This is a genomic window from Chryseobacterium sp. Leaf201 (genome assembly GCF_001421435.1).
In the GTDB taxonomy this organism is placed as follows: Bacteria; Bacteroidota; Bacteroidia; order Flavobacteriales; family Weeksellaceae; genus Chryseobacterium.
In genome coordinates, this window is sequence record NZ_LMKA01000001.1 from 312,561 (window position 1) to 325,355 (window position 12,795).

Below are 12,795 nucleotides of genomic sequence, written 5' to 3' on the forward strand. Positions count from 1 at the left end.
CATAATTTGCCCTTGGGAGTTAGTATTTATTTTGAGTTTCATTAAATTGCCGCTCATTTTTGTACTCATGAACAACCGCTATTTTTTACTGCTGATCACTGCTTTTTTATTCTTTTTTTCCTGTAAAAAAAAATCTGAAGACACCAATACCATCGCAGGGCCTACAACTGATCTTCCGAATTACGGAAATATGGATTTAGGCAAAGTGTTTACGAAAGGCGACAGTCAGCTCCCTGATAAAGCATCGCTGGTGCGTTACATTGATCAGTACTATAAAAAAGTATGGGAAGGAAGTGATTTAAGCGGCGGCATCCTGGTGGCAAAAGGGGATGATATCCTTTATGAAAATTACCGGGGCTTTGCCCGGGAAGGACAGCAGAAAGCCATCGATAAAAATACGCCGCTGCATGTGGCATCAGTTTCAAAAACATTAACGGCAATGGCCATGATGAAACTGGTGGAAGCAGGAAAAATTAAGCTGACCGATCATGTAACACAGTATTTCCCGGGGTTCCCATATCCGAATGTTACCGTGCAGACCTTACTGAACCAGAGAAGCGGGCTTCCGAAATATGAATATTTTATCACAAAGATCCAGCCGGCCCCGGCAGAGCTTTCAAAGCCTTTCATTACCAATGAGGATATATTACAGATGCTTATAAAATATAAACCGGACCTGGCAAGAGATACGGATACCGGATTTATGTACTGTAACACCAACTTTGCCATACTGGCTTTACTGATTGAAAAAATAACCAAAACCCCTTTTCCCCAGGCAATGAAAGAAATGGTTTTCGATCCGCTGAAAATGAAGAATAGTTTTATTTTTCAGGAAAAAGACATTCCCACAGCTTCCCAGTCATTCTATTACGGAGGAAACAGGTTATATCCTCTGGACAAGCTTGACCTTATTTACGGGGATAAAAATGTATACACGACACCGAGAGATTTATATAACTTCTCGAAAGCCATGTTTTCCAAAGATTTTTTAAAGCCTGAATTTATGCAGATGGTTTTCACGCCATACAGCAATGAGAAAGCGGGGATGAATAATTACGGACTGGGTTTCAGGATGAAAATTTTTGATAACGGTGAGAAACTGACTTACCACAACGGCTGGTGGCACGGAACCAATTCTGTTTTCGCCCATCTGTTAGAGTCAAAAGTAACGATTGTGGCCATCGGGAATAAGTATTCAGGCAAAGTTTATACAGCACTTGCCTTATCCGGACTGTTCGAAGATTTTCCTCCCCAGATCGATAAACTGCACAGCGTAATGAGCGATGGCAAAGATACATTGAAAGGACATGGTGAAGTTTATGGAGAATAATGTTTATTTTTGCGTAAACCTATTCATGAAAAGACTTTTTTTATTATTAATTACCGGTTTCCTTTTGCAGTCCTGCGCAAGAGTTGGGTCCCCTGTAGGAGGAGCAAAAGATACCCTGGCGCCTAAATTTTTGGGATCCAATATTGATACGACAAGGATTAATGTTCCGAGGGACATTAAAGAGCTGCGCCTGGATTTTGATGAATATGTCACCTTAAAAGATGTCAGTAAAAACCTGAATATTTCTCCTCCCATCAACAATATCATAAGAATTATTCCCGCCAATATTGCCAATAAGTTTGTCCTTATCCAGTGGACGGATACCCTGCAGGCAAATACAACCTATAACTTTAATTTTGGGAATTCTATTGCAGATAATAACGAAACGAATGTCCTGCGCTATTTCAATTTCGCTTTTTCTACAGGTGAAAAACTGGATGACCTGTATATAAGCGGAGAAATAAAAGATGCTTTATCCATTAAAAAAGCCGGTGAAAATAAATTTGTAGTCGGGTTATACCGTGCAAAAGATACCATCGATTATAAAAAGAAGCCTTATTACATGACCAAGGTGGATGAAGACGGATATTATGAGCTGAACTATCTGTCTCCCGGATCCTACAAGATTATTGCTTTTGAAGATGAAAACGAAAATTCAGTATATGATCCAGGCAAAGAAAAAGTAGGATTCCAGAAAGACCCTGTAGTGGTTGAGAAATCGGTGTCCGGACTGAACCTAAAACTATACCCTTCCAGGAAACCGGTGAAATACCTGGAAATGAAAGAGGCTCCCGGAGGCGTAATGATGACGTTTGAAGGCAAGCCGGACGACGTTAAGCTGCAGCCTTTAAATGAAAAAATTAAAGACTATAAAGTTACACGCGCACCGAAATCCGATACGCTGCGGATCTGGTTTGATGCGGTAAAAAGTGACGTAGGGCAGACGGCAACGGAAAATCTCAAATTCGGCTATAACGCAGGCATCGGAAAAAAAGACAGTCTTTACAATGCATCACTGTTTTATAAGTACAATGTGAAAAATGCAATGGATCTTAACAGCGATAACGGCGGCGGGCTGCTTCCCCCGAAAGAGGATTTCAAACTGAGCTCAAATTATTATCTCGATAAAATCAATACCGATAAATGGATTTTCAGAGCAGCCGGCGACAGCTTAAATACACTGCCTTTCACTGCGAAAATCTCAGAAACCAATCCGTATCAGATTCTGATGAAAGCCGATTTCGTTCCGGGTAAAAAATACCAGCTAACCGTTCCGAAAGAAACCGTATCATCGTTCTATGCTAAAAATTACCAGTCCAAGCGTTTTGATTTTGAAGCGGATAAAGTTGAAAATTACGGAAGCCTGACCTTTAAGCTGCAGAACGCCCCGGTTTCAAGTTACTGGATCCAGCTGGTAGACAGTTCAGACAAGGTTTTATATCAGAAATATACCAAAGGCAGCGATGTTAAATTTGATATTCTTAAACCCGGCGAATATATCGTAAGGCTCCTGGCTGACAATAATGAAAATAAATATTGGGATGAAGCGGATTTCCGTAATGATATCTTTGCAGAAGATGCATATACCTATTATAAAGTTATTATTGTAAGGCCGCTTTGGGACAGCAATGAAGAGTGGGACCTGAAAGACACCCGGGTGCTGGATACATCAAAATTAAGTGCGCCGAAAACCAATACCGATACGCCGCCGAAAAATCTGAATGAAGCGGACCTGAAGAGCAATGATGCTTTGCTGAGCCCTACGCGGTAAACCTATGAAAACATTTAAAAAAATATTCTTCTGGAGCCTTCTGGGTTTTGCCCTGATACAGTTTATTCCTACAGACAAAGTGAATAAACCGATAGATCACAAAGTGAATTTTACCGACGTTCATAAAACGCCGGATAAAATTGCACAGTTAATTAAGGGAGCCTGTTATGACTGCCATTCCAATGAAACCATTTATCCGGAGTACGCTTATATTGCGCCGGTTTCATGGTCGGTAAAAAGCCATGTCAACGAAGGCCGGGAACATATGAATTTCTCGGTCTGGAATACCTACAATCGTGAACTTAAAGAAAGCATGATGAATAAAGCGGTCCAGACACTGCAGAATAAAACCATGCCGATGCCGGGCTATATTGTGTATCACAAGGAAGCCAATCTTTCTGATGCCGAAAGGACTTTGTTAATACAGTATTTTGAAAGGCTTTTAAAATCCAAATCGTATTGATTTTAAATAAAAAATAAACACTGGCTGTTACAGCCGGTGTTTTTAATATGAATTCTGTAATGATTCTTAAATATTCTTCAGATAGCCTTCGAAAAAGGTTTTCTGGGAATCAAAAGCCAGGTCTTCAAGATGTAGCCCTTTCAAAGGAATCCAGACCGCTTCTGAAATTTCAGAGGCTTCAAGATTAACCTCAAACTTCTCCGGAACATGATACTCGTAAAAAAGATCAATGGTATGGTAATCAATCTCTTTGTACTGATATACATTCGGAAGGCTTGTGAGGTATTTCAGCTTTGACATATCAACGGTAAGCTGCAGTTCTTCAAAAAGTTCCCTTTTACAGGCTTCTTCAGCACTTTCTTTTGGATCTACAAAACCGCCGGCAAGATCAAGCTTTCCCTTTTTCGGATCCCTTACCCGTCTGGTAAGATAAACCTCGTCATTGTGCCTGATTACCACAGCTACAGCCCCGGCAACATTATTGTACAGGTTGAAGTGACAAATGGGACAGCTCCATTTCTTTTCGCCGTCCCAATTTAAAGATTTTTTGCCGCAGTCAGGGCAGTATTCCAGTATCTTCATTGATTGATAGATTAATATTTCTCGGGTGGTAGCTCAGGATAACATCCCGCAGCTCCTCTGTCTTCAGATGGGTATAAATCTCTGTCGTGGTAATACTGGAGTGTCCCAGCATTTCCTGGATGTAGCGGAGATCTGCACCGTTCTGTAGCAGATGGGTTGCAAAAGAATGCCTGAACGTATGGGGCGAAATTTTCTTGCTCACGCCTGCTTTGTCCGTTAATTCTTTTATAATTAAAAATACGATAACCCTGGACATTGATGTTCCCCTGCTATTGAGGAAAAGCGTGTCTTCATGTTTTTTATTTATTTTGCCTTTGGAACGGGTATCGTTAATGTAGCCCTGTATCAGCTCTGCCGTATATCCTGCAAGAGGAACAAAACGGGTCTTGTCTCCCTTTCCGGACACTTTGATGTAGTGCTCTTTAAAATTGATGTTTGAAATTTTAAGCTCGATAAGCTCCGAAACCCGCAGTCCGCAGCCATACAGCACCTCAATAATACAGTGATTTCTCTTTCCGAGATCCGTATTCATTTCGATGGCATTGATAATTCTGTTGATATCAGGTAGGCTTAACGTATCCGGGAGGTAAAGTCCGAGTTTAGGCCCTTCCAGTAAAGCTGCCGGGTTATCTTCACGGCACTCGTCTTCCATCAGGTACCTGAAAAAGGCTTTGATGGAAGAGATCCATCTGGCCTGAGACCGTTCACTGAATTTCTGTTTGGAAAGGTTAAAGATGTATTCCTGCAGGTTTTCATACCCGATGGTATCCGGGCCGACATTGTCCAGATCCTCTTCTGCGTATTCTTTTAGTTTTCTGATGTCCCGTATATAGGCATCAAGCGTGTTTTCTGAAAAATTTCTTTCGAAACGAAGAAAGATTTCAAAATCCTTAATTTTTTCATCCCATGTCATGGTTGTTGTGTTATTTTTTTAGTTCACAATCCGAAATCTGCTCTATTTCAATATTATGGTTTCTTAAAAATGATATCCCGTCGTCATCTGAATATTCATTGATGTAAACAAGTCTGGCAATCCCGGCCTGCAGAATGAGCTTGCTGCATTCTTTGCACGGGGAGAGTGTCAAATAAAGTGTGGCATCTTTTGCAGACTGTGTGGAAGCTGCCAGTTTCAAAATAGCATTTGCTTCCGCATGCAGCACATACCAGTGTGTTTTGCCTTCATTGTCCTCGCAGCAGTTTTCAAATCCTGAAGGAGTACCATTGTAACCATCTGAAATAATCATCCTATCTTTTACGATAAGAGCTCCTACCTGCTTTCGTTTACAGTAGGAAAGTTTTGCCCATTCCTGAGCCATTTTAAGATAAGCTTTATCAAACTTATTCATACAGCAGCATTGGTTTTTTCGAAATAATTTGTATTAAGGTAAAAATTAAAAGTTGGGCTTTCTCTTTTCTAAAAATGCAGAAACGCCTTCCTTTTTATCGGCCAGATCAAAAAGTTCTCCGAAACTTCTGATTTCGGTTTCAAAACCCTGGTCTGTATCCGACAGGTTAACAGCATGAATCGCTTTTGAAATTGCCATCGGTGAATTGCGGGCAATAACATCAGCCAGTTCTTTTGTTTTGGTTAATAATTCTTCAATAGGGTACACTTCATTTACCAGCCCGATTTCCTTTGCCTTGGCAGCAGGAATCATTTTGGCAGAGAAGATCATTTCATTGGCCATGCCTTTTCCTACCAGCTTGGGCAGCCTCTGGGTTCCTCCGTAACCGGGAATTAACCCCAGTGTTACTTCCGGAAGCCCCAGGCGGGCATTTTCAGATGCATATCTGATATGGCAGGCCATAGCCAGCTCAAGACCGCCGCCTAATGCGAAGCCGTTTACGGCTGCAATCACAGGCTTGGTCATATTTTCTATTTTATTAAATAAAGTATTGTGTCCGTTTCTGGCAAGTTCTTCTGCTTTTTCCTGTCCGAAATCGCTGAATTCTTTAATATCTGCTCCGGCAACGAAAGATTTTTCTCCGCTTCCTGTCAGGATAATTACCCTGCAGGAGGTATCAGCATTTAATTCGTCTAAAGCTGAGCTCAGTTCTTTAATGGTCTGAGCGTTTAAGGCATTTAAACTTTCAGGTCGGTTGATGGTGATAACAGTTGTATTATCTTGCTTATCTAATAATATATTTTCGTAACTCATTTTCCACTTTAAAATATTATTCCTTGCAAATTATAAATTTTTTACAAAAAAAAGGAAAAAATATTGACTTTTTTCCTTTTTCCTGAAATTATTCTTAGATATAATTATTTGGAATGATTCATCATATTGGCATCAATAACAACATTCAGCTGGGTAGCTACTTTCATGCCAAGCTCAATATTGGCCCTGAAGAAATGGCAGAGCTGGCGGTTGATGATCTCATCTTTTTTAGGGCCTGTAATCTTGTTCAGGCTGCCTACGATATTATCTACAAGATGCTGTCTCTGTTCAGAATCCATTGCTTTTGAATATAACAGGCCAGGCTGCGTGTAATGGTCGTCATCATTCTCATTCCTGTTATAGCTTGCAACATGGGCGCTGTCTAGTTCATATTCAAAGCTTTTATAGGAAGGATCAGGGGTGATATCATCAAAACTGTTCGGATGATAGTTCGGCTTGTCCTGATAATGGCTTGAGTCTGCCATAAAACCGTCCCTCTGATAATTGTTAACGGCAAAAGGGCATCTGTTCACTTCTAAAAGGTGTGCGTTTACACCTACTCTGTACCGGTGGGCATCAGGATAGGAGAATAATCTTCCCTGAAGCATTTTGTCCGGAGAAAAGCTGATCCCATTGATGAGGTTGCTGGGTGAGAAGATAGACTGTTCCACATGGGCAAAATAATTGACAGGAACTTCATTCAGTTCCATTTCCCCTACTTCAATTAACGGGAAATCCCCCTGGAACCATACTTTAGTAATATCAAAAGGATTCCATCTGAAATCTTTTGCCTCTTCTTCTGTCATTACCTGGATGTACATTGTCCATTTCGGGAAATTCCCTTCTTCAATGGCACTGCAGAGATCTTCCTGTGCAAAGTCAGGGTTTTCTCCGGCCATTTTCGTTGCTTCATCATCCGTAAAGTTTTTAATTCCCTGTTTTGTCTTAAAATGGAATTTTACCCAGACTCTTTCATTTTTATCATTGATCATTGAAAACGTATGGGATCCGAAACCATGCATATGACGATAGCCGTAAGGCGTGCCTCTGTCTGACATCAAAATAAGAACCTGGTGAAGCGATTCAGGATTCAGGCTCCAGAAATCCCACATCATGGCGGCACTTTTAAGATTGGTTTTCGGGACTCTTTTCTGGGTATGGATAAAATCAGGGAATTTCTTGGCATCTTTAATAAAGAAAACCGGTGTGTTGTTTCCCACGAGATCCCAGTTCCCGTCTTCCGTATAAAATTTCAGGGCAAAACCTCTCGGATCCCTTGCTGTATCTGCGCTTCCTCTTTCTCCGCCTACCGTGGAAAAGCGGGCAAACATCCTGCATGAATTTCCGACTTTCGAAAATAATTTGGCTTTGGTATACTGGCTGATATCATGGGTGACGGTGAACGTTCCGTAAGCCCCGCTTCCATGGGCATGTACCACCCGTTCCGGGATTCTCTCTCTTACAAAATGTGCAAGATTTTCCTGTAAAATAAAATCCTGCAGCAGAACCGGGCCTCTCGGGCCAACTGTTTGGGAGTCCTGATGTTCAAAGTAAGGAGCACCGTTGCTCAGTGTTAATTTTTTAGAATCCATAAGCGTATAATTGTATCAATGATGTGTTAATTATATTTGTTACCGTAAAGGTAACGATTGTCAAATTTACCTGAAATTTTAATTGCTGAAAGCAAAAACATCATATCTTTGTAATAGATAATATTAATCAAATGAACATTCAGCAATTGGAATATCTTATCGCTGTAGATAAGTACAAACATTTTGGTAAAGCTGCGCAGGCCTGCTTCATTACCCAGCCTACACTAAGTGCAATGATACAGAAATTTGAGGATGAACTGGATGTGAAGGTTTTTGACAGGACCACCCATCCGATCCGTACGACAGATGTAGGCCTTCAGATTATCGATCAGGCTAAGGTAATTATAGAGGCTGTCAATGAGCTGAGGAATAAAGCCAACCTGTTAAACAACATTTTAGGAGGTACCATTAACATCGGGATCATTCCTACGGTATCATCTTTTATCTTACCGACTGAAATTTTCAAATTCCTGGAAGATAATGCAAAAATCCAGATGAATGTAAAAGAAATGACGACGGATAACATCATCAAGGCCTTAAAAGCCGGTGAACTGGATGCCGGAATTATTTCTACCCCATATGATGCTGCAGATGAGTTTTATCAGGATTTCCTGTTCAATGAAGAGCTGATGATTTACAGTTCGGATACTGAAGCCAACAAAAAGAATTCTTATGTAGTGCCGGAAGATCTTAACGTAGAAAAAGTATGGCTGCTGGAAGAAGGGAACTGCCTGAGAAACCAGTTTGAAAATATCTGCCACCTGAAAGAAAATACACTGAAACCTAAAAATCTTGACTTCCTGGCTTCCAATATCCAGACGCTGGTACATATGGTGGATAAAGTAGGCGGAATCAGTATCCTGCCTGAGCTTGCCTTAAGCCAGCTTTCTGAACTTCAGAAGAAAAATGTTTTCAGGTTTAAAAAACCTTTTCCGTACCGGGAAATCAGCATCATCTATTATAAGCCGACTTTCAAGCAGAAAATCATTGACGAATTGGCTCATTCCATCAGAACTTCATTAGAGAAAAAATTAAATTATCACGAAAATCCTAAAGAATTCGTAAGCATAAAACCACAATAGTTATTTCACGTTATACGCTGATAAACCGTTAATCTGAAGAAAATTATAATTAGCAGGCAAAAATTTGAGTATTAAAAAAATAGTACTTAAATTTGCCCATGTTTACGAACGAGGAAATTTGACCTGATTGCAACCTCTATAAAAAAATGCTAAAACAGTATTTCTTTTTTAGACCTTCCGGCAATATATTCTTACTTTCTTCGTGAATTCTAATCTAAAACAAACAGAATAATATGTCTTATTTATTTACGTCTGAATCCGTTTCAGAAGGACATCCGGATAAAATTGCCGATCAGATTTCCGACGCATTAATCGATCATTTTTTAGCATATGACCAATCTTCGAAAGTAGCCTGTGAAACCCTTGTTACCACAGGGCAGGTAGTGCTGGCCGGTGAGGTGAAGTCTGATGCGTATCTGGATGTTCAGACGATTGCAAGGGATGTGATCAACGGAATCGGGTATACCAAAGGGGAATATATGTTCAACGGTGATTCTTGCGGTGTTATTTCTGCCATTCACGAACAGTCTCCGGATATCAACCAGGGTGTTGACAGAAAGGTTACAGACGAATCTTTTGAAGCCAAAGCAAATGCACAGGGAGCAGGTGACCAGGGGATGATGTTCGGGTATGCCACCAATGAAACGGCTAACTATATGCCGCTTGCGCTGGATCTTGCCCATACCATCCTTAAGGAACTTTCTGCCATCAGAAGAGAAAATTCAGAAATTACATACCTTCGCCCGGACGCGAAAAGCCAGGTTACCATTGAATATTCCGATGACCATAAACCGGTAAGAATTGATTCTATCGTAGTTTCTACGCAACATGATGATTTCGGTACGGAAGAGGAGATGCTGAACAAGATCCGTGAAGATATTAAGAGCATCCTGATTCCAAGGGTAGCTGCCAGGCAGAGTGAGGAAATCAAAGGATTATTTAACGATCAGATCACTTATCATATCAACCCGACGGGTAAATTCGTTATCGGAGGCCCTCACGGTGATACAGGCCTTACCGGAAGAAAGATTATCGTGGATACCTACGGTGGAAAAGGAGCTCACGGCGGAGGTGCATTCTCCGGAAAAGACCCTTCAAAAGTAGACCGTAGTGCAGCATATGCGACAAGGCATATCGCTAAAAATTTGGTGGCTGCAGGAGTGGCGAATGAGGTTTTGGTACAGGTTTCGTATGCTATCGGGGTAGCAGAGCCTTGTGGTTTGTATATCAATACCTACGGAACTTCAAAAGTAGATCTTCATGACGGGGAAATTGCTAAGAAAGTTTCCGCCATTTTTGATTTAAGACCGTATGCTATTGAGCAGAACCTGAAATTAAGAAACCCGATCTATCAGGAAACCGCTTCTTACGGACACATGGGAAGAGAAAGCTATATAGCAGATAAGACTTTCAATAAAGGCCAGAAAAAAGAACTTACATTAAAAGGCCTTGAGTTCTTTACATGGGAAAAACTGGACAAAGTAGATGAGATTAAAGCCGCTTTCGGAATTTAATTTACCTGCCTTACAATAAATAATAACTGCTTTATCTTTCCGGTAAGGCAGTTTTTTTTAATTTTACATATATACATAATAAATTAGAAGATGAAGAACGCAAGATTTGCCATTACTGTACTTACCTTATTTTTTCTTGGCACTTTTACCAAAGCCCAGCTGACCATGCATAAAATGATCAGCGTAGGCTATACATACCAGAACCAGAGCTTTGGTGATGTAGGAGGGAAGCTGCTTTTCCTGAGCAATGACAATGTTATTTACCGTTTGGGAGGTTCTGCGATGATGGGTTCTGCAAATTCCAAATTTGCCATCATGCCTAAAGTCTCGGCCGATATTCTGTTAAATTTTCAAAAAAATGTAGACTTCTATCATTCCTATTATTTTGTAATGGGCGCAGAGGCTACCAACAAATATATTGCTCCTAAAGTAGGATTTACGCTTTTCGGCCTTCTGGATTTAACCGGCGGATATGCTTTTCCGGTGGGGGACAGCGGTATCAACGGCAAAGAATTGAAAGGACTGAATATTAATTTTACACTAAATGTACCTACTGCATTCATTCATGATATGTTTAATTGATTTTTCTTAAGTTTTTCTCTTAAAAATTTAATAATTGGTTAACAGTTATTAAATTTTTATTATATTTACACCATAGAAAATTGTATCCGCCTATTGATTATACTCTACTCTGAAGAATTGTTTTGTATTTACAGCTGATATCAGATAATATATCTGAAATTCATGGTCAGCGAAAATATTTTATTGAGAAGAAGTTATGAAATCAAAATCGGATAGTTTATTAATTTCCCTTTACCAGAAAGGAGACGAAGAGGCGTTGTCAACCCTTATTCATCGCCATCAGAGAGAACTTTTTACATTCATTTTTTACAAAATTAATGATGAAGATTTAGCCAACGATGTTTTCCAGGATACGTTCATGAAGATTATTGTTATGCTGAAAGAAGGACGCTATAACGAAGAAGGAAAATTCATCCTTTGGGCAAAAAGAATTGCCTATAACCTTATTATTGACCATTTCAGGGCAAAATCAAAAAATATTAAAGTTTCGGAAACTACTTTTGAAACCGATGAATATTCTATTTTTGATTTACTGAGAGAGCCTTCGGAGAATATCGAAGACCAACTGGTGACCAATCAGATTCAGGATGATCTGCTGAAAATGCTGCAGTATCTGCCTAAAAACCAGCAGGAAGTTATTCAGCTGAGGTTTTTTGACGGGCTGAGTTTTAAGGAAATAGCAGACCATACCAATATGAGTATCAATACCACACTGGGCCGGGTACGCTATGCTTTGATTAACCTGAGAAAAATCATGGATGAAAATCATATTGTCCTGACACGTTAGATAATAATTTCGGAAAATTCCCGTTTTAAGGAAAAACATTGCTCGCCTATGAGAAAAAATGATTCCTTAAAAGTCACAACTTTGAAACCTAAAAAACAAACCATTGAGTTTTTACTCAATTTTTCAAAGAACCTGGAGGTCGTAAAGACCAAGAGTAAGAATTATCCGATTTCCAAAAATTAAATTTATTAATTTTGTGCTGTATGAAAATTCAGCACATTTTTTTTGATCTCGATAATACACTCTGGGATCACCGCAGAAACGCGTATCTGACGATCAAAGATCTTTTTGAAAAAGAAGAAATTACCTTGCGCTACCGTATTGATTTTGAAGAATTCCATGCGGTTTACCATGACATCAATGAGAAGCTCTGGGAAGATATCAGGGACGGGATTATTGACAAGGAATACCTCAGGAAACACCGTTTTTATGATACCTTCAGGCATTTTAAGGTAGATGATGAGAAGCTGGCGATGTATTTTGAAGAGCATTTTTTAGATAAAATACTGAACCATAATAACCTTGTGGAAGGAGCCGGGTATATTTTGGAATACCTGAAATCTAAAAATTACATTCTGCATATTATTTCCAACGGCTTTAAGGAAGTGACGGAGAGGAAATGTATCTTATCAGGAATAGACCATTATTTTCAGACGATCACCAGCGCAGACTCTGTAGGCGTAAGAAAACCAAATCCTGCTATTTTTGAATATGCTCTGGGGCTTTCCGATGTACAGAAAGAAACCAGTATCTTAATTGGCGACGACTGGATTGCGGATGTGGTCGGAGCACAGAATTTCGGGATGGATGTGATCTTCTTTGATGTTCTTAATGAAAATCCGCAACAGGGAGGACTGAAAATGATTAAGCATCTTTTACAGATTAAAGAATATTTATAAGAGTTTCGGCGGCCTCGTTAAAAACGAGGCCGCC

At 39.9% G+C, this 12,795-nt stretch carries 13 protein-coding genes; 8 read left to right on the plus strand and 5 right to left on the minus strand.

Annotated elements, in window-relative coordinates; translation table 11 throughout:
• Positions 1-67: 67 nt before the first annotated feature.
• Genes ASE55_RS01490 through ASE55_RS01500 form a run of 3 tightly spaced genes read left to right on the plus strand, consistent with a single transcriptional unit; the run spans position 68 to position 3,564 of the window.
• The gene (locus ASE55_RS01490) at positions 68-1,330 is read left to right on the plus strand and encodes a serine hydrolase domain-containing protein (protein ID WP_056214532.1); all 1,263 of its coding nucleotides are present in this window, start codon (positions 68-70) and stop codon (positions 1,328-1,330) included.
• Positions 1,331-1,355: 25 nt separating this feature from the next.
• Complete coding sequence (locus ASE55_RS01495; RefSeq protein ID WP_056214536.1) at positions 1,356-3,101, plus strand: Ig-like domain-containing protein; 1,746 nt, start codon at positions 1,356-1,358, stop codon at positions 3,099-3,101.
• 4 nt (positions 3,102-3,105) lie between these two features.
• Entirely contained in the window at positions 3,106-3,564 is a 459-nt protein-coding gene (locus ASE55_RS01500) for a heme-binding domain-containing protein (protein WP_056214539.1), read from the plus strand.
• Between the two features lie 66 nt (positions 3,565-3,630).
• Here ASE55_RS01500 and ASE55_RS01505 read toward each other — a convergent pair whose 3' ends face one another.
• The 5 genes from ASE55_RS01505 to ASE55_RS01525 all read right to left on the minus strand — a co-directional run bounded on the left by ASE55_RS01505 (position 3,631) and on the right by ASE55_RS01525 (position 7,897).
• Positions 3,631-4,146 carry an NUDIX hydrolase gene (locus ASE55_RS01505; RefSeq protein ID WP_056214541.1) on the minus strand — a complete coding sequence of 172 codons (516 nt, stop codon included), beginning with the start codon at positions 4,144-4,146 and terminating at the stop codon, positions 3,631-3,633.
• The gene (gene xerD / locus ASE55_RS01510; RefSeq protein ID WP_056214543.1) at positions 4,121-5,059 is read right to left on the minus strand and encodes a site-specific tyrosine recombinase XerD; all 939 of its coding nucleotides are present in this window, start codon (positions 5,057-5,059) and stop codon (positions 4,121-4,123) included. Before xerD ends, ASE55_RS01505 begins: the two co-directional genes overlap by 26 nt.
• Positions 5,060-5,069: 10 nt before the next feature.
• The gene (locus ASE55_RS01515) at positions 5,070-5,492 is read right to left on the minus strand and encodes a deoxycytidylate deaminase (protein WP_027386988.1); all 423 of its coding nucleotides are present in this window, start codon (positions 5,490-5,492) and stop codon (positions 5,070-5,072) included.
• Positions 5,493-5,537: 45 nt separating this feature from the next.
• Positions 5,538-6,305 carry an enoyl-CoA hydratase/isomerase family protein gene (locus tag ASE55_RS01520; RefSeq protein WP_056214545.1) on the minus strand — a complete coding sequence of 256 codons (768 nt, stop codon included), beginning with the start codon at positions 6,303-6,305 and terminating at the stop codon, positions 5,538-5,540.
• A 104-nt stretch (positions 6,306-6,409) separates the two neighbouring features.
• Positions 6,410-7,897 (minus strand): catalase, encoded by a 1,488-nt coding sequence (locus ASE55_RS01525; protein WP_056214548.1) that lies wholly within the window; start codon positions 7,895-7,897, stop codon positions 6,410-6,412.
• 131 nt (positions 7,898-8,028) lie between these two features.
• Between ASE55_RS01525 and ASE55_RS01530 the strand changes: the two genes are divergently transcribed.
• The 5 genes from ASE55_RS01530 to ASE55_RS01550 all read left to right on the plus strand — a co-directional run bounded on the left by ASE55_RS01530 (position 8,029) and on the right by ASE55_RS01550 (position 12,761).
• Positions 8,029-8,979 carry a LysR substrate-binding domain-containing protein gene (locus tag ASE55_RS01530; protein WP_056214550.1) on the plus strand — a complete coding sequence of 317 codons (951 nt, stop codon included), beginning with the start codon at positions 8,029-8,031 and terminating at the stop codon, positions 8,977-8,979.
• Between the two features lie 233 nt (positions 8,980-9,212).
• Positions 9,213-10,493 carry a methionine adenosyltransferase gene (gene metK / locus ASE55_RS01535; protein ID WP_056214553.1) on the plus strand — a complete coding sequence of 427 codons (1,281 nt, stop codon included), beginning with the start codon at positions 9,213-9,215 and terminating at the stop codon, positions 10,491-10,493.
• A 90-nt stretch (positions 10,494-10,583) separates the two neighbouring features.
• The gene (locus ASE55_RS01540; protein WP_056214556.1) at positions 10,584-11,075 is read left to right on the plus strand and encodes a hypothetical protein; all 492 of its coding nucleotides are present in this window, start codon (positions 10,584-10,586) and stop codon (positions 11,073-11,075) included.
• Positions 11,076-11,271: 196 nt separating this feature from the next.
• A complete protein-coding gene (locus ASE55_RS01545; protein ID WP_056214559.1) occupies positions 11,272-11,862 on the plus strand; it encodes an RNA polymerase sigma factor in 591 nt (196 codons plus the stop codon).
• A 203-nt stretch (positions 11,863-12,065) separates the two neighbouring features.
• A complete protein-coding gene (locus ASE55_RS01550; protein ID WP_056214561.1) occupies positions 12,066-12,761 on the plus strand; it encodes a YjjG family noncanonical pyrimidine nucleotidase in 696 nt (231 codons plus the stop codon).
• Positions 12,762-12,795: the final 34 nt, after the last annotated feature.